20 protein-coding genes are annotated in these 21,165 nt (G+C 43.5%); 7 read left to right on the forward strand and 13 right to left on the reverse strand.

Going from position 1 to position 21,165, the window contains the following annotated elements; genetic code table 11:
* Positions 1-49 precede the first annotated feature (49 nt).
* Positions 50-3,085 (reverse strand): Tn3 family transposase, encoded by a 3,036-nt coding sequence (locus ACRJJO_RS02230; RefSeq protein ID WP_125219506.1) that lies wholly within the window; start codon positions 3,083-3,085, stop codon positions 50-52.
* A 174-nt stretch (positions 3,086-3,259) separates the two neighbouring features.
* On the opposite strand from ACRJJO_RS02230, the gene ACRJJO_RS02235 reads away from it, so the two are divergent.
* From ACRJJO_RS02235 to ACRJJO_RS02245, 3 genes are read left to right on the forward strand one after another with little or no spacing between them, the layout of a single operon-like run.
* Positions 3,260-3,490, forward strand: coding sequence for a DUF433 domain-containing protein (locus ACRJJO_RS02235; RefSeq protein WP_125219507.1), 231 nt, complete (start codon positions 3,260-3,262; stop codon positions 3,488-3,490).
* 14 nt (positions 3,491-3,504) lie between these two features.
* Positions 3,505-3,864, forward strand: coding sequence for a DUF5615 family PIN-like protein (locus ACRJJO_RS02240; protein ID WP_254055149.1), 360 nt, complete (start codon positions 3,505-3,507; stop codon positions 3,862-3,864).
* Between the two features lie 4 nt (positions 3,865-3,868).
* The gene (locus ACRJJO_RS02245) at positions 3,869-4,426 is read left to right on the forward strand and encodes a recombinase family protein (RefSeq protein ID WP_125219509.1); all 558 of its coding nucleotides are present in this window, start codon (positions 3,869-3,871) and stop codon (positions 4,424-4,426) included.
* A gap of 406 nt (positions 4,427-4,832) precedes the next feature.
* Here the strand turns inward: ACRJJO_RS02245 and moeA are convergent, their stop codons facing one another.
* The 12 genes from moeA to ACRJJO_RS02305 form a co-directional block, all read right to left on the reverse strand.
* Complete coding sequence (gene moeA, locus ACRJJO_RS02250) at positions 4,833-6,125, reverse strand: molybdopterin molybdotransferase MoeA (RefSeq protein ID WP_125219510.1); 1,293 nt, start codon at positions 6,123-6,125, stop codon at positions 4,833-4,835.
* 824 nt (positions 6,126-6,949) lie between these two features.
* Positions 6,950-7,198, reverse strand: a complete 249-nt coding sequence (locus tag ACRJJO_RS02255) for a hypothetical protein (RefSeq protein WP_125219511.1) — start codon at positions 7,196-7,198, stop codon at positions 6,950-6,952.
* Positions 7,195-8,127 (reverse strand): bifunctional molybdenum cofactor biosynthesis protein MoaC/MoaB, encoded by a 933-nt coding sequence (moaCB, locus tag ACRJJO_RS02260; protein ID WP_431064332.1) that lies wholly within the window; start codon positions 8,125-8,127, stop codon positions 7,195-7,197. Before moaCB ends, ACRJJO_RS02255 begins: the two co-directional genes overlap by 4 nt.
* A gap of 108 nt (positions 8,128-8,235) precedes the next feature.
* The gene (locus ACRJJO_RS02265) at positions 8,236-8,667 is read right to left on the reverse strand and encodes a molybdenum cofactor biosynthesis protein MoaE (RefSeq protein ID WP_036254064.1); all 432 of its coding nucleotides are present in this window, start codon (positions 8,665-8,667) and stop codon (positions 8,236-8,238) included.
* 4 nt (positions 8,668-8,671) lie between these two features.
* Entirely contained in the window at positions 8,672-9,802 is a 1,131-nt protein-coding gene (gene moeB / locus ACRJJO_RS02270) for a molybdopterin-synthase adenylyltransferase MoeB (protein ID WP_036254065.1), read from the reverse strand.
* A gap of 16 nt (positions 9,803-9,818) precedes the next feature.
* Positions 9,819-10,052 carry a MoaD/ThiS family protein gene (locus ACRJJO_RS02275; RefSeq protein ID WP_036254066.1) on the reverse strand — a complete coding sequence of 78 codons (234 nt, stop codon included), beginning with the start codon at positions 10,050-10,052 and terminating at the stop codon, positions 9,819-9,821.
* Between the two features lie 44 nt (positions 10,053-10,096).
* Positions 10,097-10,273 (reverse strand): hypothetical protein, encoded by a 177-nt coding sequence (locus tag ACRJJO_RS02280; protein WP_157200568.1) that lies wholly within the window; start codon positions 10,271-10,273, stop codon positions 10,097-10,099.
* Positions 10,273-11,307 carry a GTP 3',8-cyclase MoaA gene (gene moaA, locus ACRJJO_RS02285; protein WP_066984725.1) on the reverse strand — a complete coding sequence of 345 codons (1,035 nt, stop codon included), beginning with the start codon at positions 11,305-11,307 and terminating at the stop codon, positions 10,273-10,275. The genes ACRJJO_RS02280 and moaA overlap by 1 nt, the downstream gene beginning before the upstream one ends.
* Positions 11,308-11,857: 550 nt before the next feature.
* Positions 11,858-14,086 (reverse strand): molybdopterin-containing oxidoreductase family protein, encoded by a 2,229-nt coding sequence (locus tag ACRJJO_RS02290; RefSeq protein WP_036254069.1) that lies wholly within the window; start codon positions 14,084-14,086, stop codon positions 11,858-11,860.
* Positions 14,087-15,028: 942 nt separating this feature from the next.
* A complete protein-coding gene (locus ACRJJO_RS02295; protein WP_125219515.1) occupies positions 15,029-16,144 on the reverse strand; it encodes a hypothetical protein in 1,116 nt (371 codons plus the stop codon).
* Positions 16,145-16,181: 37 nt separating this feature from the next.
* Positions 16,182-16,709, reverse strand: coding sequence for a carboxymuconolactone decarboxylase family protein (locus ACRJJO_RS02300; RefSeq protein ID WP_125219516.1), 528 nt, complete (start codon positions 16,707-16,709; stop codon positions 16,182-16,184).
* A gap of 49 nt (positions 16,710-16,758) precedes the next feature.
* The gene (locus ACRJJO_RS02305) at positions 16,759-17,085 is read right to left on the reverse strand and encodes an EthD family reductase (RefSeq protein ID WP_125219517.1); all 327 of its coding nucleotides are present in this window, start codon (positions 17,083-17,085) and stop codon (positions 16,759-16,761) included.
* Positions 17,086-17,209: 124 nt separating this feature from the next.
* Between ACRJJO_RS02305 and ACRJJO_RS02310 the strand changes: the two genes are divergently transcribed.
* From ACRJJO_RS02310 to ACRJJO_RS02325, 4 genes are all read left to right on the forward strand, one after another.
* Positions 17,210-18,082, forward strand: a complete 873-nt coding sequence (locus tag ACRJJO_RS02310; protein ID WP_125219518.1) for a LysR family transcriptional regulator — start codon at positions 17,210-17,212, stop codon at positions 18,080-18,082.
* Between the two features lie 781 nt (positions 18,083-18,863).
* The gene (locus tag ACRJJO_RS02315; RefSeq protein ID WP_216844515.1) at positions 18,864-19,412 is read left to right on the forward strand and encodes a hypothetical protein; all 549 of its coding nucleotides are present in this window, start codon (positions 18,864-18,866) and stop codon (positions 19,410-19,412) included.
* 132 nt (positions 19,413-19,544) lie between these two features.
* Positions 19,545-20,087, forward strand: coding sequence for a TetR/AcrR family transcriptional regulator (locus ACRJJO_RS02320; RefSeq protein ID WP_164515687.1), 543 nt, complete (start codon positions 19,545-19,547; stop codon positions 20,085-20,087).
* A gap of 165 nt (positions 20,088-20,252) precedes the next feature.
* Complete coding sequence (locus ACRJJO_RS02325; RefSeq protein WP_125219520.1) at positions 20,253-20,816, forward strand: carboxymuconolactone decarboxylase family protein; 564 nt, start codon at positions 20,253-20,255, stop codon at positions 20,814-20,816.
* Positions 20,817-21,165 lie beyond the last annotated feature (349 nt).

Genomic DNA, 21,165 nt, shown 5'->3' on the forward strand with positions numbered 1-21,165 from the left:
TTCTAAGCCCAAACCCTCGGAATTTTTTGAATCATTCTAAATCAATGTGTTAGTCAAATGTTATGCCAGCTAAAATATGATCAAAGTCGATTGGATTACGGTTATTTTTAAAGTCATAGTGACCCAGGAAGTGGATATGTTGCCAAGCCACAGGGGAAATTTTCTGGAGTAACGCAATCACTTTCTCGTTTCCGGCAGCTTTATACTTATCGAGCAGCTGCGATAATATGATCGAATTATAGGCAATTACCACATTGGCGATAAGCCTGCCACACTGATTGGTGATGCCGGCTTCCAAATCAGTTCTGCCGATTAGTTGCTTTTTGCCGCTGACTTGGGATGTAAATGAACGCAATTGGTGGTAGGATTCAATACGGTTTTGCGAACGGTGTACATCACGTTCTATCTGCGGATCACGCAAATACTTTAGGGTGTAAATGCTGCGCACCAATTTGTCGAACTCAAAAATTGCCTTCCGTGTTCGATTTTGTGCGGGTAATGCGCACAGTTTTCTAATCAATGTGCTTTGGGTCATTTCCTTAAGGCCCAGCGTGGCGATGATTTGATCGATGTGGGCTTGATCGGATTCAATCAGGGAGCGGTTAATCTGTCCGGCAGGCTTAATCAAAAACTTTTCGTAGTTTGCAATATCATCGGCACAATATAGGTGTTTCAGTTGATTTTGGAGACTAACGAATCGCGGCATCAGCTTCATGCCGAACCAATGTAAGATAGCGAAATTGGCCTTATTGATGCTGTGCATATCGCCAGTGATGGCCGTTGGCATGATATTTGAGGTATTGTTGTAGCAAATATCGAATAAAAAATTGCTTTCATGTTCATGCGATCCGATCAATTCAGTTTGCAACGCGATATGATTGGCCAGCAGCGTATAGGCTGCAACACCTTTCCCCCGCCTAAAGTGCTTTTTAGAATGACGCGCTTTGAGGGTAGGTGTTCCCATTTCAAGATGTTGCCCATCAACACTCCCATAGAGTTGTTCCAGCCCGAATGAATAATAGGGAAAGATGCTTAACTCCGAAATAAACTTGCTGATTCGATCATTGCTGGCCTTTAATGTTGATAGTCGTAAATATTGCTGATAGGTGACTTCCAGGACGTGATAGGGTATATCGCTTGTTTCGGACATACTCAGGTTGCCGTGATTCAGCGCCTGAGCAATAATAACGGCCATCAAACTATCTTCATCGGCGACTTTCTTGGCATAGCGCGGTTGTAACGGCGTTAACGCTGAGAGGAACTGACACTGCTCATTAACAAATCGGAAAATATCGGCAATATCATGCGATTGAAGTTTGGCATAGAAACCCAACTTTAAAGCCTCGTCTTTGTTGGCCTTGGGCTTATGCCAAGTCAAATGATTGCGAACCTCATCATACTCCAGATGCTTTAATTTACCTTGTCGCAACTCGCGGTCGAATAGTTTCCACTGTTGACTAAGTTCGGTATACAGCGCGTCAATTGACTCATCCAAAGGCTGACGCAACCAGGGGATGCCCAGCTTCTTCAGAACATCGGCTTTCTTTTCCATCGAAACCAGATCGTCACTAAATCGGCGATTCACAACGCTATCATTCAGATAAAGTTCATTAATGTCGAAGCGTTTTCTGATTTGGCGATAAATCCAGAATTCGTATCGGTCGCCACGAATACCGATGGCTTTCCCTTCTTCATCCAATACCAACAGATGGGAGCGCAGGCGTTTAGGTATCGTGTTGGCAGGGATTTCACTAACAGGCCGCTGCGCCAAAGTTTGTTGACGGGAGAAAACGGTCTTCATCCAGCTCAGCGCCATTAGCCAGGGGTTCTGGGTATCGGTACTGGAAAAGTGGGTGGACATCGCCAGCGGACGCAAATTTTTCTTGCAACGGGCGGTGACTTTATCGACGGCCACCCAGCGAAAAGCCATTTGACTGGGCACTTTATCGCATAATCGTTGCCCCGCAGTGATTAGGGAATCCTTCGGCATGATGTTAAATGCCTGATCGCGTACTGTACCGAATAATGTAGAATCGTCTATCGCCTCATCAACATACAGTAAAATCAGACGGCCTACTTGTGGAGACTCTTGTTGTTTGCTGGATAAGGATTGATTAAACTGCTGCTTTGAATCGCTCTTGGTTTCTTCTTCCAGTTTTTTAAGCTGGTAACAAAAACTGCTAACCAGGTTATCGCTCAGTTGCTGGTAACGTTGCCAAGCGTAGCACAACAGATACAAATAGGTTTGCCCAGGCTTCAGTCGCCTTAAGTCATAGATGCTGTAAAAATTGGCGAGACTGGCGTAGTAATTTTTATTTTGCTGCGAAATTTCGAGTTTTGGCAGGAGTGTCTTCGCTATCTGGTACAAAGGCTCCAGCGTTGCCCGCTTCTGGCGTTCTACCACCATCATTTGGTAGCTGAAGTTCTTGGTATCTTGCTTGATGGCCGCCAATCCAGACAAGGTATCTTCGCGAACGAGTAGTTTTTTAAGCTCAGTCCGTGCGGATTCATCTACGATTTCATCAATCAATTGCTCCAAACGGTTGCGTTCGGAAGTCAAGGCATCACCAATGATCGTTTGTAGGGTTGTATACCCTGGGCGCACAATTTTCTGATTGTTTAAGAAGACAATCAATTCGGTCAGGATAAATGTCGGTGTGACATCTTGTCTCGCCAGTTCAGTAGCTTTATCCAATAGCGTTGCCACATCGCTTTCTAACCAAAGCCGATAGCCAAATAATTCCGCGATTACGTTGCGTTGCAAATAATATTCAGTCATTTGCAAGGGCTGCAATGCCACATTCATACCAGGGAAATACCGCTGCATTATGAAGGTGATGTCTTCTTCTGGCACATCTTGAAGCGAAAACCGGAAAAAGGTTTGTTTCGCCTTAAAGTAACCCATCTGTAACAAGCAATAGAGCTGTGAGCGAAGGCCATTCCGTTGGAACACGATGCCATGTTCTTTCTCCGTCATCGCGAAAAACTCGGTACGTTGAAAATCATCGAAATCAGGTAAATCGTATAGCGCCTGTTTTTCTGCTTCTGACAAAACCGTTAACCGTTTATTGTTATTGGCACGCATGGATGAGCGGAAAATCCTTTTATAAGTTGTTCTTGAAAACGAGGGTTTCTGAGAAGCCTTGTTGCGTAATCGCTGGGGTACACAGGATCAAGGCTCTCCTATTCTCATAAATAGTTCTTGAAACTATATTCTCAATCCACTACTATGACAACGAGTTTTGATAAGGAGTCGAGCATGGGACAACTAAACCGCATTACCCAAGCCCCCGAAATGATGGGCGGCAAAGCCTGTATCCGTGGGATGCGCGTCACGGTCGGTACGGTTGTGGGACAAGTTGGTGCTGGTCACAGCATTGATGAAATTCTCGCCGACTACCCCTACCTGGAACGCGAAGATATTATGCAGGCACTTCGTTACGCTGCCTGGCTAGCTGAAGAACGTGAGGTCGTATTGGCCTCCGCATGAAGCTGATTGTAGATATGAACCTGTCCCCGCGCTGGATCGGATGGTTGGTCAATGCTGGCATTGAGGCAGCACACTGGTCAACATTAGGTGCCAATAATGCGCCGGATTCTGAAATCATGGCCTACGCTAGCGCAAATAATTATGTCGTCCTTACCCACGATTTGGACTTCAGCGCGATCCTTGCCGCCACGCATGGCGAGAAACCCAGTGTCGTGCAAATTCGCGCGGAAGATGTCAGTCCTGACGTAATAGGATTGCAGGTCATCGCCGCTTTGCGGCAAATGGCGACCGAATTGGAGAATGGTGCATTACTGACCGTTGATCCGAATCGCACCCGAATGCGGCTACTCCCTTTGAACTGGTCTGTGGATTAGACAAATGCTTATTGGCTATGCACGTGTCTCAACACAAGATCAAAACCTTGAACTTCAAATCGATGCCTTGACTAAGGCCGGTTGCAAGAAAATATTCGATGACAAAATCAGCGGTAGCCGCGCTGAACGCCCCGGCTTGACCAAGGCATTGGAAATGTTGCGCGAAGACGATACGCTGGTTGTCTGGAAGCTGGACAGGCTGGGTCGCAGTGTCAAGAATCTGGTTAATCTGGTTGGCGAGTTGCATAAGCAAGGCGTCCAGTTCAAAAGTCTCACCGATGCGATCGACACGGGCACCACATCCGGCCGATTTTTTTTCCACGTAATGGCGAGCTTGGCCGAAATGGAAAGGGAACTGACCGTTGAACGAACTCGTGCCGGCCTTGAAGTCGCACGGCAACTTGGCCGAAAAGGAGGCCGTAAGCGGCAGATGACCGACAGTAAGATTGAGTCAGCCAAGAAACTGCTGGCCAACGGCGTACCGCCCCGGGATGTGGCAAAGAACCTTGGGGTTTCGGTGCCGACCCTATATCGATGGATTCCAGCATCCGCGAATCCATAAGTTGTGAGAGTCCGCTTTTAATTAGGCGAAATGTCACTTTCGACCCACAACTGTCTTCGGTTTCAAAGAACTGAACGTCCAGTTCCAATACAAAGCCGACAGTTATTCTTGCTAACCACGAACATTGAAAAATCAAAACAACTGCGGGTGCTTGCCTAGAGAAACGCCTGTAACGATAAGGTAATAATCAAGATAGTTTTTCCACATCCCCTTCATGCTATTTATCCCGTTTCTTATTTATGGTTTATTGGTGTTGATGAGTGTAGCCAAGATGCCTTAGATTGAAGGCTTATTGACTTTCTAGGCCAATCCAAAACGGCCAATGGGAATCTGTGCCGGACTTCACATAGCGCTCACTGATACTGAATTAATCGGTTCGTGCTAGCTCAATTTTTTTACTCAACCTTTATAACCAGTTACCAAAAGGTTGCACGAAAACCGTTTCACCAGCTTCCACTCGGGTTTGATCAGTTGCTAAGATTATGAAGCAATTGGCTTGAGACATGGAAAGTAAAATTCCAGAACCTTGCTCACCGGTCTTGCATACTGTCAACCCGCCATCAAACGCCTGACTCAAAATGCCGCGCTGATACTCTACTCTTCCCGCTCGTTTTGTTAAAAGCAAACTGTTCATCGCTTGTAAAATTAAAGGAGGACGAACGATTTCCCCACTTAAATGCTGTAGTGCCGGATGCACAAACTGGTTAAAACTTACCATCATCGCTACTGGGTTACCCGGCAAACCAAAAAACAATGATTGTTCTAGACGACCAAAAGTTAATGGTCGTCCTGGCTTCATTGCCACCTTCCAAAAAACAATTTCGCCTAATTCTTTCAACACTTGACGTATATAATCGGCCTCTCCGACCGAAACTCCGCCGCTACTAATAATGACATCATGGTTTTTCGCAGCTACTTGCAATATATTGTGTAGTTGTATATGGTCGTCACCAACCACGCCTAAATCAGTTATAATGCAATGCAAGCGGCTCAACATCCCAAACAAAACATTTCGATTAGTATCGTATATCTGTCCAAGCTGTAAGGCTTCTCCTATTGGCTGCAATTCATCACCTGTGGAAAAAAAGGCTATCCGCAAGCGCGGCATTACAGCAACATTATTGATGCCTAAGGAAGACAACACCCCTAAATCTGCCGCCGTTAGCCTTCGACCACATGTCAATACTGTTTGTCCTAATCGTATATCCTCTCCAGAGAATCGAATATTATCTTCTAGTCTAGTACGACCATCAATTCTAATATCTGCTGCGCCGAGCATATCGACATGCTCCTGCGGGATCACCGTATTGCAACCGGCAGGAATTACTGCTCCTGTCATTATGCGGACACACTCGCCACTTGTGCATCTCCCAAAAAATGGATGACCGGCAAAACTATTCCCAACTACCTTTAATGTTGCAGTCCCATTCCGAGGTATATCATCGGCACACAAGGCAAACCCATCCATCGCCGAATTGTCATAAGGAGGAACATTCATTTCAGCAATAATATCTTCAGCCAACACACGATCAATGGATTGTCGCAAAGACAACCGTTCTTGCTTCGTAATAGCGAAGGGTTTTATGCAATCTATTATAAATTGCTGCGCAACATCAACAGTTATTGCTGTCGGATCATGCTCGTCAGCGCAACTTGGTTTGCTTAGATGAAGTCTTCCGCTATCTATCTTATTAGGCATAACACCCCGAAACTATGATGTTTTTTCACTGTTGCCGATACACTTCTGATTTGTTTCATATTGCTGATATGATTTATCATATTACTTTTTGCTAAAGTTACTACCATAGCCTGAAAAGAATAGATAAATGACCTCGATGGCGTTGATTAAGCCAACGTCCACCCAAAACTTCAACACTCTGCTTACGTTGGTTATTGTTAATAGTTTGTGTTTTTTTAAATCGCAATACAAGTGTGTTGTCTTACTACTGATTAATTTTCTGCAATTTTCTATTGACGCATGTTAAAAAGACCCTCATCACCTTTTCGCTACTTAACAAAAGAGTCGAAATTAACGTACTTCTTTTGGAGGTAAGAAAACGCCTGGGCAACAAGCACCCAAAACCAATACACGCGCATCAAATGTATTGGTATTATTGATGATGAAGGTCTGTAAGCTGTTTACACTATTTAATAGCATTTATTTCAACAAACAGGATGGACGGTTAGCTCCACCAGTGTAACCATTAGCAATCAATTACAGCCATCACCGCTTGAGGGGGCTAAGTTTATATGACCGGTAAATATTGCCAGTTGCATAGTTGCTGATGGAGCTAACCGTCACCCCTGTTTAACGTAATTTTTTTCAAAGCAGGTTCTTGTTATATCAATTCAATTGATGTGCCCAAAAGGCACAAAAAATCGACAATCTATTTATACCGCCGAAGCCACAGCGAATGCAGTTGATCTCCTTCGGAACCTAAGTTTTATATTTCTTAGGCACAACCGAATCCAGCTCTTCAGGAACAATCGCACCATTGCTGATTCGGTAAGCAGAATGGGGCACTATTTTTTCTCCAACCGGAAAACCTGCGCTGCTTTCTCTGGCAAAAGGTAGCACGACGGTTTTTCGACATCCTCCCAGGAGACAGCAAAGCCATCCAAAGCACTGTTTTTATAACGGGGTGAAGAGATTATTGCTAGCGTCCTTTCGGCAAGAACATTGTCAAGGGATTCAGATGTTGAAATAACGCCTGCTTTTCTATCAGGTATATTTTCCTTCATTATTTCAATAGCTTGATTTATGGATATCACTTTTTTACCCAGCGTTTTTCTTCATCATGTCCGCCACCCCACAGCATAGGGAAAGCATGCAAAAGTCCAGGGAAAAGTGCTTCCAAACTTTCCTGCGCACCTTTGGAACTTCCTGGTAAATTAATGATTAATGTTTTGTCGCATATGCCAGCCAGTTCGCGTGACAACATTGCATAAGGTGTGCGTTCTTTACCATGGCGGCGTATAGTCTCAGCCAGACCGGGTGCTTCTTTTTCGATGACTTTGGCCGTTGCTTCCGGAGTTATGTCCCTAGGGCCAAAACCCGTTCCACCGGTTGTAATTACCAGATCAAAATGTTCAGCTACTAGTTGCCGCAAGCGATTTGATATTTGGTCTGAATCATCGGGTAAAATTTCATAGACCGGAACCGAGAGGTCTTTATCTTCCAAAAATAGTTTGATGATTTTTCCAGACGTATCTTCGCGGTTTCCGGCATATGTTGAATCAGAAATAACAAGAACAGCCGATTTTAATGGTTCGGCAAAATATTCTTTAAAACTGCTTTTGCCTCCCTTTTTCTTAACCAGTTTTACATCGGAAAAAGAGATGTTTTCATCTAACGGTTTAAGCATATCATAGACGTTTAACAGCGCGCCCGTAACTGCAGCCATAGCTTCCATTTCAACACCGGTTTTCCAGATTGCTTTTACTTCCGCTGAAATTTTTATGGTGTCTTTGCCGATATCAAAACTTATACCCACCCAATCCAAAGGAAGAGTATGACAAAACACAATCCAGGCAGCAGCATTTTTCGCAGCGGTTATGCCTGCTGCCCGTGCAACCTGTAAAACATCTCCTTTGGGAACAGTTTTTTCAGTCACCCGTTTTATTGTTTCCGAATTAGCCGTTAAAATTCCTTCGGCTTTCGCATATCTTAATGTGCTGAATTTTGGACTAATATCGATCATTTTGTATTTTTAAACTATTATTTTGTTTTTGCATTTAATTGAATAAATTACCAGAAAAATTACATTTTCAACTGACCTTGCATTTTCCGATAAAAATGTTCTTAAAAGTTATTCCTGAACCCAGTGCACAGATTTATCTTCCATGATTTCTTTTTTCCAGATGGGAACTTTGTGTTTAATACCTTCAACAATCTGTTTCATCGCTTTAATACTTTCTTTACGATGCCCGGAAGAGCAAAAAACAAAAAGAGATAATTCTCCGGTTTTTACCAATCCGGTACTATGGTATATGTGCAGACAATTTAACGGCCATTGTTCAAAAGCTTCTTCACGAATTTTTGAAAACGCCTGGTTGGCCATGTCTTCATAAGCCGAGTATTCAATCCCGGCCACATGTTTCCCCACTTTTTCATCAGCACGTACCTGACCGAGAAAAATAGAATGGGCGCCTATATCATGTTTAGAGCTATGTTTTGCTATCTGCTCACCGATAAAAACCGGATCGATAGCTCCCTGGATAAAATAATTTCTGGCGTTCATGGTTCTATTTTTTTTCCTCTTTCAACCAGGCTACCAAACCGCCTGTAAGATTAAATACATTTTTAAGTGTTTGATGATTTGGCAGCATTCTAATTGCCCGGATGCTGTTGATTCCGTGGTCACAATAAAAAACAACCTGGCAATCGTTTTTCAATATGTTATGAATATTAGCCTGCAAATTATTTAGCGGGATGCGAATAGCATTCGGCAATTCCTCTTGGAATTCGGGTATCGAACGAACATCAATCAATTGTATTTTTTCGTTGTTTTGTAATTTTTTGTGCAGATCAACAGCGCTGATTTCATTTATTTTTTGCTGACTTGAACTGCAAAAACTTTCATAATCAAATGACTCAAAATCCGGGGCATTTTGCAAAGCCTGCTGCACAGCCTGTTCGTTTCGTTGAATGGAAAACAGCATTGTTTGATTGCTCAATGCATCGAACATCAAAACTTTTCCTGATAAAACTTCGCCTACTCCGCAGATCATTTTTATAACTTCGTTTGCCTGCAAATTACCGATAATTCCCGGAAGAACGCCAATGACACCATTTTGCGAACAATCTGGTGCTGTTTCGGGTGCCGGGGGGTTGGGAAACAGGCAGCGATAAGTTGGGCATTTATTGCCTTGATTATCTGTAAAATTTAATACACTCAACTGTCCCTGAAAGCGGTCTATTGATCCTGAAACAAAAGGTTTATCCAGGTAAACACAAAAATCGTTAATCAAATAACGGGTTGGAAAGTTGTCTGTAGCATCAACAACGACATCATATTGGGAAATCAAATCGACAGCATTTTCCGGAGACAATCTTTGAGTGTATGCCTTTAAAACAATATTGGGATTGAGATCCTTTAAACGATTTACTGCGGCTTCGGCTTTGAATTCTCCAACCTGTGAAAAGCCATACAACACCTGGCGATGCAAATTAGAAACCGCAACTTTATCGGGATCTACAATACCAACCCTGCCGACACCGGCTCCAGATAGATACATTAAAGTAGGGCAGCCCAATCCGCCTGCACCGATGACCAGTACTTTTGCTTTTTTTAAAGCCTGTTGTCCTGTTTTGCCAATCTGAGGTAAAATCAAGTGGCGGTGATAATACTGAATTTCCTCTTTATTTAGGTTCATGGTTGCCTTTAAAAAATCAGCCCCCAGCAAAGGGGGGCATAACTGCGACCGAATCGTTATCAAAAAGAAGGTAATTGTCTTCAACCATTTGCTGATTTACAGCCATTCTATACGTATAGTCTTTTAAATTCGGATAATTTGTGATTAACTTGCTTTTCAAGTCAGTCATATTGCCTGTGTCTTGAATCGTCAACATGTTTTTCCCCACCACATCACTCAGAACACCAAAAAAAATCACATTAACCTGCATAGTTTTTCCTTACGTTTTAATGGAAACGGGTTATGTTTCTCTGTTTAAATAAAATTTATAGCTTTTACTCTTATATCAATCCGGCTACCAGTGCGATCGTCAGGTGTGGCAAAAGAAATGAAACCAACAGCAAGCGCAACTGCCAGCGGTAATAGTGTTCTCAAGTCACCAATGGAGCCAGACCATTCCGAAAATAAAAATCTATTTTTAAGTTTTTCCATCATCCACCTATCTGTGCCATTGAAAGATGATTTTTTGAAAAATGAATTATTTGCTGCGTACGCTGTTCCGATTCAAATCCGTCTTTTGCCCTTTTGGACACGGCATCTCTAATTGCCGTTTTTATTTCCTGATCACTTTTTCCTGAGCGCAGCATGTCTTTTAAATTTACGTCGCCATGATCATAGAGACAGGTTTTGAATGTGCCGTCGGGAGTGAGCCTTAAACGGCTGCATGTTGAACAGAATGTTCTGGAATGACCGGCGATGATGCCGACTTTTCCCCTAAATCCAGGGATTTCAAAAATCCGGGCAGTTGAACACATTTTAAGATGTTCGATCATTTCAGGAAAAGAATTCTGCAAAGTTTTGATAATTTCTTCTGCAGAAAGTGTATCGTTTGAAAAGTGCCCGCCGTTAAAAGGCATTTGTTCAATAAAGCGGACTTCAACTTTATTACTTTTGGCCAACATAGCAAAGTCAACAATTTCATTGTCATTGACGCCTTTGAGAACCACCATGTTCAATTTAACGTTCAGATCCGTTAGCAGAATTTTATCAATGCTATTCCACACCCGTTCAAAATCATCACGTCGGGTAATTTTATAAAAAACGTCTCGCTTTAACGAATCAAGACTGATGTTAATACTGCCTGATTTTATTTTTTGAAACAATGGAATAGTATCTTCTAAAAAATAGGCATTCGTTGTTAAATTGATTGTTTCCAGTTTTTCATATTGATTTATTCTGATTAAAAAATCAGGCAGGCCTTTACGCACAAAAGGCTCACCACCGGTAATGCGCACTTTGGTTACACCTAAATCCAAAAATAGTCCAAGCAGGTGTTCCATTTCCTGAAAACGCAGAATATCATCACGTGCTTTAAGATCAATTCCCTCCTTTGGCATACAATAAGTACAACGGAAATTGCAACGGTCGGTAACAGCAAGCCGCAGATAATTTAAATGACGCCCCTGGGAATCAATCAGAAGGGAAGCTGTTGAATTTTTTTGGTGTGTAGTATGTAAATAATCCACGCTTATTTTACTCCTTTTCAAGTTCGAGAAGCTTTGCTGTTTCTTGCAAAACCCTATCGAGGCCATGAACCCAACAATCATATTTAAATCGTCTGCAAGCTCGAAGTTAATTTAAATAGTGCGCTAAGATATACAAAACGTTTTTACTGATTTTTTATTTAATAAGGACAAAAAAATCATTAGCATATGCTGTATTTCTTTTTATTAAGATTTTGGCTCTTTGAGTTTTACACAATTTCCGTGACCGTATTTTATAAGCAGCCGAAAAGGCTGATTTATACGAGTGTAGTCGGATCAATTACTGAACGAACTTCCACGCACGAGCTCATGTTTATGTTTACAATTAAGGACGAGCAATCATTCCGCGCAAACTTTGGAAGAGTTGACGCTTTTACAGCCTATCGACTCGATGATTTTCATGACAGGTATAACGATTTAGAATGTTTGTGGTAAGGAGTCTATCGATTTAAAATCGATAGACTCCTTACCTGATCTAAGCTCTATTTCAAACTACTATTAAGCCTGATTGCCATGTGCGCACCACAAAGGTTTAAGCCGAATAACTTGTTCCTTCGGTTCCATCCTCCACTTTATAGACCTTGCAAGCCAACCCTCTGAGTTGGAAGTTGCCTTGTTCCTTATCACAGTATTCGTCAGAGTCATGAAGTATGACCGCATCCGCCGATTTCCAGAGACTCGATAACGCCGCACCAGGTTCTTCACTTCCTGTTGTTTCCGGGTACCACCAGCCATGAGGAACCCTGACTACGTTAGGATGTGTGTCATTACTGAGCCACGACCTGAGTTTGATTCTTTTTCCGCTAGTTGATTCCACCCATGCCCAATCCCCATCCGACAGGTCTATATCGTAGGCCGTATCCGGATGGATTTGCATGCGGGGATCCGGCTCGCGGCTACGCAGCTCTTTAGTGGATCGGCCTAGGCCAAAACTGTGAAACCAATAGTTTTCGCGCATGCCGGTGAAAAAAGTCAACGGATGCGTCTTAGCCAACTCCGGTTTCCTCACATGGCTTTCCGGTGGTTCAACCCAACTAGGCAAGGGATCATAGCCTAGCTCTTCGAAAATGCTTGAATAGAGTTCAACTTTTCCGCTAGGTGTGCCAAAGCCGGTTTGTTCGTATTTCTTGAAAGTTATTTCAGGCGCGGAAGCCCGAACCTGGGTTGATAATTTTTCCCATGTTAATCCCGCAGGCTTTAACCGTTCATCGTACGCCTCTTCCATGCTTGCCGGCCAATCCTTCTCTTGTCCCAGACGAACGCCAAGCTCACGCCATAGCATCCAGTCGTGCATACATTCTCCTGGCGCCTCCACTGCTTGCTCTCCCCCTTGATAGATTGGAATCCAATCCCAGTAATTGAACAGGTTCGGTCTTTCCAGCCAATGTGTGGCCGGCAGAATATAATCGGCGAGTTGGGCCGTGGGCGACTTGATAAGATCCATAACCACTAACAAATCCAGGTTCATCAACCCTTCGTAAATGTGAGTGGTGTTGGGGTAACTGTTTAAGGTGTTGTTACATTGCGATATAAGTGCCCTCAAGCGGTAAGGCTTGCCTGTTTTCATCGCTTCCCACATGCTTGCAGGGTGCGCCATCGCGCCGCCGGATACCTGGTTTGAATATTTTTTGCCCCAAACCTTTTCCATTGCTGGGCCGGTCTTTTCGAGTGTTTCCCAGCTCAAGAGCTTAAAGCGGTCAACACCGAGTTGTTTCTTGCGTTGTTCAGGCGATAGCCTCTCATTGAGTTCGAATTCATCATCCGATGAAATTTCCGGATGGTACCCCATTAACAGTTCGCCCCCGGGTACATCGAGATTACCGGTGATGGATCTCAATATGGTTAAGGCTCGTAAAGTCTGGGTGCTATTGGCATGGTGATCCGGTACTGCTCCCCAGGGGATCACAGCGGGACCAGTAGTGGCATACATTCTGGCAGACTCGCGAATCTTATCTGCTGGCGCTCCAGTAATTTCTGACGCCCACTCCGGAGTGTATTCCTTCACTCTTTCAGCGAGTTGTTCAAAACCAACCGTCCATTTTTCTACAAATTCTTTGTCATAGAGGTCTTCTTCGATGATCACATTAATCCAGGCCAGTAAATAGGCACTGTCCGTAGCAGGCTTAACCTGCAGAAAGATGTCCGCTTGATCACTATAGCTATTACGGCGTGGATCTGTGACGATCAGCTTTGCGCCCCTATCCAGGGCACCCTTAATCCACAGGTACTCAGCCGTCCATCTTTGCGGACCCGGAGCGTGGCCTAAAAGTACGATGCATTTGGTATTATGAAAGTCTGGAAACTGCCAAAAGCCGTAAGTCGCTTTACTGGGCACCGTGGAATTGGCTAAACACACGTATCCCGTCCAAGTCCAGTTCGGACTCCCCAGTAAGTTCATAAATCTTCGTGAGGCCGCACCGGCGTTAGAGCTCCAGCCATAAGTGCTGCCAATTGTTTCCGGGCCGTCTTCGGCTATCAACTGCTTCATCTTATCGGCAATCTCATCTAAAGCTTGCTTCATGCTAATTTGTTCCCACTGACCCGAGCCGCGCTCACCGATTCTTTTCAGCGCATGCGTTAATCGGTCTGGATGGGTAATGTACTTATTTGCGTTGGCCCCCTTGACACAGATCGAATTCGGCGTGAGGGCATGATCCGGATTTTTTTTGATCGATTTCACCTTACCGTCTTCAACGGTGACAAGAAGTCCGCAATTGATATCGCAGGTACTACAGATGGCCCATTTCGTTTCTTTGCTCATTTTTAGCCTCTATAAATCATTTTTATTAAAAATCATCTTCAACCAGACTTAGTTAATGCCGCTATTTCGCAGTGGCGATCTAACGCATGTATCAACATATAACCAGACATGCTGGCTTATTAGATACTGTTTGCCTATAGTTATATAGGAATAAACTATGCATATGAATACGATCCATCGTTAATCACAACGGTAGAAAACTTAATATCCTTTTTAATATTGGATATAGCCTATCTTTTACAGAAATATTATACGGGGAATGTCAGCTTGTAAAATACTGATTAACTATGATTCAATAGGCAAAAGCTATTTATTAGATGAGGTGTAACAGAGCTGTTTTTATATTTTTTTGGAGCTAGGGGTTTTTCTAACTTAGAAAAAGACATCAGCAACCCTTTTAATACACCACTCTTTCGCTGAGATTGGCTTAGGTGTCCGCTTGGATTGCTTGATCAGTATTTTGGAATCACGAAAGTGACTAAGTGCGTGAAAATAGAGCTCGCGCTTTCTGTCATACTCCGCATAAAAACTTCCTTTTGATGCCCATAACAGTAATTGATCCTTCGTTGGAGCGCTTTTTAACCTTGCCCTGTTTGTGTAATTGACGACAACACACGTTACCATCACGCCAATACAAGTTAAGACGTTTTAAAATCCAACAAGGTGAAATTATCCATTCCTTCCTGCCTATTTACCCGAATTGAATCCAGATGGTAGGTTTGGAACCCTGCTAAAAAAGTAGAGGTGGGCAAGTACTCCATACAAAGATGAATCGGTTTAGAGCACTAAATCTTCGGTCATCCAGGCTATCCAACAAAAAGTCGTGCTGGTGAAAGCATTTTCAAATTACCAGATGACCTTTATGCAAACGATTTTGCATAAAAATTATGCAATACTTTTTGGAAAGATTAATACGCCAATAATTAAGATAGAAAATACTTTTTACTCAATCCTTTTAACTGCCTTAAAGAAACTGATGATTTCCCTATTCCGTCCAGGCCATTCTGGGTGTGGACCGTTGCCTTCGCAATACCAAGTCTGTACGCCGTTCTTGCAGCCACTGTAAGCCATACAGCCTTCAACGCCTGGAACGGGGGTGGTAAAAGGTAAAGGTTGTCCCGGTTTGAGGTCTAGGGCTTTTTGTTCAAGTTCTTGTTTATAATAATTTTCCCAGCCCCAGGCTTTGCCGGATTCTGGTACTTTGCGGTCAGTGGCCTTGTAGGTTTTGGTCGTGCATTTATTGCATTTTGCCCACCATTCAATGGCTTCTTTGCCGTAGTTGGGGAACAGTTTGTCGCGGCTGCTGTGCATCAGCATCACTGGCGTAGGTTTTACGCAGTTTCGGTCTTCCAAATCTTCGCCCCGCATACCGACTGCGCTGGGTGCAATAGCGGCTGGAATGTGTTTGGTGCCGTTGAAAAAGGCGGTTCCCATAGCCACTGTGCCACCATCGGAATGTCCGGTCAGGAAAATACGTTTTTTATCAACGCACCATTTTTCTTGAATCATCTTGGGAATTTCAGCTAGTTGAACGGCAGATTCTGGCGATAATGGACGGTGGTCGGCATACGCAATAACAAATCCCGCTGCGGTTGCCTCGCTGGTTAAGTAGACGTGTTCTTCGGCTTCTTCACGATCCCGTCCTGCTGGTGCATAAACCATCAACAAGGGATGGGCGATGGTGTCCTTATAGTTTGAAGGTGTCCTGACTGAAAAATGGATGCCGTCACCGGTTTTTTCATCGTCAGTGGAACCGGTTTCACCCGGTTTTGCTCCAGGTTGGCAACCCGCTGCTGATATATCATTAGTATAAGTCGCTTCACTTATGATGACACCCGCTTTTGATGCTTCGGTGATATTGGCATCCGCCCTGTAGTACGTTTTGCTGGCACCGGTAAAACCCGCCATAAAAAGGCCAATTGCCATTACAAATGTCATCAGGAGATCGGGCTGTTTGCCACGATAGCGCAGCCATTCCGGCTTGAACAGGCCAATAAACAAGATTGCAATAGAGCCAATAATTAAGAACCTAAAAAAATACAGCAGTAACGTGCTCATGGCTTAACCTTAATAATTTCGTTAAACGGTTTTGTTGTCAAGAATGATACACGGCTGTCGTTTTGATGGCAGGCTGCGTTTGTTTACCGTTAACCGCTTTCTTGCCGATGCCTACCCCCATCGTAAAGCGGTTCATGCAATTCACGACTGCGCACAAACGTACCGTGTCTAGCAAGGCCCGTTCGTCCCAGCCAACTTCATAGATGAGGTTGACATCAGCTTGTGTTATTTGGTCAGGTGTCAAGGTAAGCTTCTTTACAAAGCGCAAGAGTGGCTTTATCTTTTCATCAACTTTTGCGCTGTCAATGTCCAATATTAATTGACCGTAGACGGATTCATCGATGCCCAATTCCTTAAGCAGCGACTTGTGTGCTGTATAACAGGATTCTGATTGGTTGAGATCGGAGGTATAAGTGATAATCAGTTCACGTGTCCCTTTGCCCAAAGGTGAAAAACACCCTTTAATGTCCTCCAATAATTTAAACAACAGGATGCCACGGCGCGGGTATTTTGCCAGTAATCCGGCGATATTTTCCAAGTCAGGACTTGACGGTAAGTAAGACATTTTAATCTCTGGGCAAATGAAGGGGTATAGACCAAACTTTAGGGAAACCCTAAAACACGAAAGTTTCGACTTCCGCGATTAAAAACAAGGGATCGCCTCCGCTGGAAATTTCAACGGCGTGGGCGGCCGTTTCCTGTCCGCCCGGCGAACTCAAGCAGTCTTCCAAATCTTTCATGGACGGAAAATATACTTCCGCAATACGATGATACGGCGCTTGGTCTTTTCCTGGCGCTGAAGTAACCAAGTTAGCATCAAAGCGGATTTTCCCGGACAGTTTTGCGACTGCCATTGGCACGTGCTCGTGTTCATATCGGCGCTCAAAGACTGTGATATCGGTGGGTGTTGGGTAAATCACGATCAGTTTTGCTGCTTTCATGTTTTTTCCTTTTCATAGGGTTTGTTTATGGTGAGGCGATCATATTCTCTAATCATAAGTCTTGTAAAATACTAACTTTCTATGAAAGAATAGGTTTTGGCTATATAAGTTCGAGGAAGGCATTATGGAAATGCACCAAATTCGTTATTTTTTGGCGGTTTGCGATCACGGCAGTTTTACCCGTGCCGCGCAATTCAGCTATATTTCCCAGCCGTCTTTAACGCAATCCATCAAGAAACTGGAAGATGAGTTGGGCGGGGAATTGTTCACCCGTGACCGTTCCGGTTGTCTGCTGACTTCATTAGGCAGAATGGTCGAACCTAACTTTCGTAAGATATACAAGGAAACAGTCGCGACCAAGGCCGATGCCATACGTTTTACCCAGCTGAACAATATCCCGTTGCGGATAGGCCTGATGGCAACGATAGGCGCACAACGCTTAAGCCTGATATTTGCCCATTACAAGCATGAGTTTCCCAATATTGAATTTGAATTGATTATCGACTGTGAAACTTTATTATTGCAGCAACTGGAATCGGAATTGCTGGATTTGGTGATTAGCGCCCCTGTGCAATTGCTAGGGCCGCCCTATCAATCCACCTTGCTGTACACCGAAAAGTACGTAGTTGCGTTTAACAATCAGCACCGATTTAATCAATTAGGCAAAATCGACCTTAAGGAAATCCAGTCCGAGCCCTATTTGGATCGGTTAAACTGCGAACTTAGGGATACTTTGCGGGCAATCTGCCAAGACCAGGAAGTCAACTTATACGCCGCATACCGAAGCAATAGCGAGGATTGGATAGTCAACCTGGTGCGCGCTGGCATGGGTGTTGCGCTGATGCCGGAGTACAGCCTACCCGCAAACGCCGATGACGTGCGTTGCCGTTATTTGAGTAATCCCGAAATAAGCCGCCAGATATATGCGATTTATTATCCACAGAACCAGAAAAATACTGAAATTAAGAACTTGCTTGCGGTTTTAATCCATAGGTAATGCCTATGTTTTCATAGGCAGCTAGTCTTTTACAAACGCACCTGATTTATTATAAGATTAATTCAGACACATCAATAAAAGGCTTGCGCTCATTAGTTTACCTTCCTAAAGCAAAACAATAAAGTTGTGTCACTCTAATAGCTATATGAATAACCTATGAAAAGTAGAATAAATACCAGCAATTTTGATCTGATTGAATTATTTGACATTTCTCAACTTCTTACCTTAAACAAGGTAAGTTACGGCGAGACAGGCTGTCTGCACCTGAGGTGGTACATAATGAATGATGTGAAAAAACTCCTGTTAGTGCTTGGTCTCCTTTTTTTATTGGTTCAATTCATAACATTTATACTCGTTGGAACCAAAGGGATTTGGTCTGGCTATTGATTTTCAAACAAGTAAGGCAAGCCTAAACCGAACAGGGAAAGTATAAATAGAAGATATTCAACCGTATCAAATCACCGAAGTGAGATTGTAAATAGTGGTAGCTAACGGCCTTTACTCGATACAGTCCTATAAAAGGAGGAACAGACTTTGGAAAATATAATTAAAAAACAGTATGAAATATTAACAAAAACAATCCGTCCAACATTAACATTTGTGAATAAATACAGATACCAATTAGCACTGATTTTGGGTTTTATTATTGCCTTTTTTCCTTCACTAATATTCCTTTTCTACAGCGTTTTCGGTTTAAAGGAATAGCTTCTCATTGTTAAGTTAGACCTTAGCTGTGTGTCTCTCATTAAATGTTATACGATTAAGATTTTTCGAGTATTTAATGAGAGACACACACATTAAACAAAATTTCCTGACCGGACACTCCGATGGCGGCACGATCAGCATGGGCATTACCTTTTACAACGTTACTAAACACATTCCCGCCGCGATAGCGCCCAGCGCTGTCGGTAATCGTGGTGCCGACTTAGAATACCGCAATTGCGTAAAACCTTTGCCTGTGATGGTCATGCATAGCCGCCAGGACAAATTGTTCCCAAACTTTGGCAAGGAAGCGGTGGAATGGTGGGCGCGGTGCAATAAATGCGATACGAAAGCGTATAACATTACAGACCGTAGCGTACCTGGTAAGGGTAAATTCGGATGGGAGGGTTATTACCAGCAAGAACTCAAACAGCGGGCTGAAGACTTGGCCGGCGGCAAGCCGCCTCCGATGACCCGACCCGTGTCCGGCGTACCGGGTTGCTTAGCTTACAGTCGTTGTAAAAACGATGTGCAAACCTGGTATTGTGAAGGCGATGGCCCGCATCCGGTCTGGCCTGGACGAAATAAGGAAATTATCAGCTTCCTAAAAGCAGTTAAAACGGACTAAGTAAGGCATTTATTTTGGTTAATTTTTATTGACATAATGAAATCGAGCCCGTTTAATCTGTACCAATTGGAACGGAATAATTGTTTTATGAGACAACGGGAATTCGATACCCAAAAAGCGCTCCATAACGCGATGGAGGTTTTTTGGAGCAAAGGCTACAAAGGCGCTTCGATGAAGGACCTTTTAACTGCAATGAGAATCGGCAAAGGCAGTTTTTATGCCGCTTTTGGCAGCAAGCGCGAGCTTTATTTACAAGCGCTTAGTCATTTTCGTGATACCAAAATGTTGATTAAGCAGCCCAAGCGTAAGGCTATGCCAATCTCCGCGCATGAATCATTGCGTGAGCTGTTTAATCAACTGATAGGCCGTACCATTAATCAACGTAAGGTCTGCATGCTTGGCAAAGCCGCGTTAGAATTCCGAGGTTCTGATTCCGCCGTAGCTGAAATCGTAGATGCTGGAATCACGCAATTAGAAGACAGCATTCTGAAGATCATCCTCAATGGCCAAGGCAACGGCGAAATACCTAAAGAGCGAGATCCTCATGCTTTGGCTCGCTATATCACAGCAAGCTTTTATGGCATTCAAGTTTTGGGTGGCGCCAAGCCCTGTCGGGAACACCTGGAAGAAATCGCCGACACAACGCTATCTTTGATCATACCGAATAGACATTGATGATGACGGCAAAAGAGAGAAGAAAATTTTTTATTTAATCTGTACCAAAAGGTACAGTTATGGTTGTACCAAACCTTAATTGAAATTAAATGGAGGTCGATGACACTAATTTAACGCATTAATTTTTATTAAAAATATTCATTCATCTCACTCTTGGAGAGCAACATGTCTTTTTTACTTTCTAGCCCAGGGGTAACCAATTTACCCGATGTTTTTCAAAAATACCCAAAACGGGGCGTGTTAATTCTGCGCCTTATCGATGACATCATGCGTAAGGAATCGCCATTATCGGATGGGGAGCGGGAGTTGATCTTTACTTATATTTCGGGTTTGAATGCTTGCGGATTTTGTTACCACTCGCATGTTCCGGCGGCAACAGCGTTTGGCATCAATGAAACAGTGTTTACCGGGAACATGGGCATCAACCTGGATACACCGGAAGTCGATGAGAAGCTGAAACCGATATTAGGTTATGCCAAAAAACTCACGTTAACCCCCACACAAGTGACGAAAGCGGATGTGGATGCTATCTATGCCGCAGGGTGGAACGAACAAGCTTTTATCGATGTGGTGAGCATCTGTTGTGTCGTCAATTTTATGAATCGGTTTGTTAATGGCGTAGGGGTAGATGTGGACTCGGAAACGGCTTATAAAACAGGCGCATCTGTTTTGCCGACTATCGGTTACGCAGGTTGGGCGGAAAATCTTGAAAAAACGCTGCAAAATTGAAGCGACAACGAATGACGACCCGATCGCTAGTGGCGACGCCTATTGTTAGTTGCGTGGATTAGCGGCCAACATTACTCGGATAGTTTGGCGATTACTGTTAGACCCGAAGGATGAGAGCCGGACTTTAAGTGCTTTGGGTTAGGTTCGGGCATCTTAACGTAAGCCGAAGGCAATGCGTTATGAACCGAACCTAACCCTTGTTACCAACAGATGACATCATAGACTTATAATAGCTAGGTAAGATATATGACTGACCTAAAAAAACTTTTACTGGCGCTGGTATTGCTGTTTATATTAATCCAGTTGGTTACAGTATTCCTGGTTGGGACTCAAGGGATTTGGGTGGGAC

This window comes from Methylotuvimicrobium sp., from assembly GCF_050611805.1.
Taxonomy (GTDB): domain Bacteria; phylum Pseudomonadota; class Gammaproteobacteria; order Methylococcales; family Methylomonadaceae; genus Methylotuvimicrobium.

Bases quoted from the DNA above. Each gene is read 5' to 3' on its own strand.
- ACRJJO_RS02240 (WP_254055149.1), top strand. From the start codon at position 3,505: ATGAACCTGTCCCCGCGCTGGATCGGATGGTTGGTCAATGCTGGCATT.
- moaCB (WP_431064332.1), bottom strand. From the start codon at position 8,127: ATGATCGATATTAGTCCAAAATTCAGCACATTAAGATATGCGAAAGCC.
- ACRJJO_RS02245 (WP_125219509.1), top strand. From the start codon at position 3,869: ATGCTTATTGGCTATGCACGTGTCTCAACACAAGATCAAAACCTTGAA.
- ACRJJO_RS02280 (WP_157200568.1), bottom strand. From the start codon at position 10,273: ATGGAAAAACTTAAAAATAGATTTTTATTTTCGGAATGGTCTGGCTCC.
- ACRJJO_RS02310 (WP_125219518.1), top strand. From the start codon at position 17,210: ATGGAAATGCACCAAATTCGTTATTTTTTGGCGGTTTGCGATCACGGC.
- ACRJJO_RS02325 (WP_125219520.1), top strand. From the start codon at position 20,253: ATGTCTTTTTTACTTTCTAGCCCAGGGGTAACCAATTTACCCGATGTT.
- ACRJJO_RS02320 (WP_164515687.1), top strand. From the start codon at position 19,545: ATGGAGGTTTTTTGGAGCAAAGGCTACAAAGGCGCTTCGATGAAGGAC.
- ACRJJO_RS02230 (WP_125219506.1), bottom strand. From the start codon at position 3,085: ATGCGTGCCAATAACAATAAACGGTTAACGGTTTTGTCAGAAGCAGAA.
- ACRJJO_RS02305 (WP_125219517.1), bottom strand. From the start codon at position 17,085: ATGAAAGCAGCAAAACTGATCGTGATTTACCCAACACCCACCGATATC.
- moeB (WP_036254065.1), bottom strand. From the start codon at position 9,802: ATGAACCTAAATAAAGAGGAAATTCAGTATTATCACCGCCACTTGATT.
- ACRJJO_RS02300 (WP_125219516.1), bottom strand. From the start codon at position 16,709: ATGTCTTACTTACCGTCAAGTCCTGACTTGGAAAATATCGCCGGATTA.
- ACRJJO_RS02315 (WP_216844515.1), top strand. From the start codon at position 18,864: ATGAGAGACACACACATTAAACAAAATTTCCTGACCGGACACTCCGAT.
- ACRJJO_RS02235 (WP_125219507.1), top strand. From the start codon at position 3,260: ATGGGACAACTAAACCGCATTACCCAAGCCCCCGAAATGATGGGCGGC.
- ACRJJO_RS02275 (WP_036254066.1), bottom strand. From the start codon at position 10,052: ATGCAGGTTAATGTGATTTTTTTTGGTGTTCTGAGTGATGTGGTGGGG.
- ACRJJO_RS02265 (WP_036254064.1), bottom strand. From the start codon at position 8,667: ATGAACGCCAGAAATTATTTTATCCAGGGAGCTATCGATCCGGTTTTT.
- ACRJJO_RS02290 (WP_036254069.1), bottom strand. From the start codon at position 14,086: ATGAGCAAAGAAACGAAATGGGCCATCTGTAGTACCTGCGATATCAAT.
- ACRJJO_RS02295 (WP_125219515.1), bottom strand. From the start codon at position 16,144: ATGAGCACGTTACTGCTGTATTTTTTTAGGTTCTTAATTATTGGCTCT.
- moeA (WP_125219510.1), bottom strand. From the start codon at position 6,125: ATGCCTAATAAGATAGATAGCGGAAGACTTCATCTAAGCAAACCAAGT.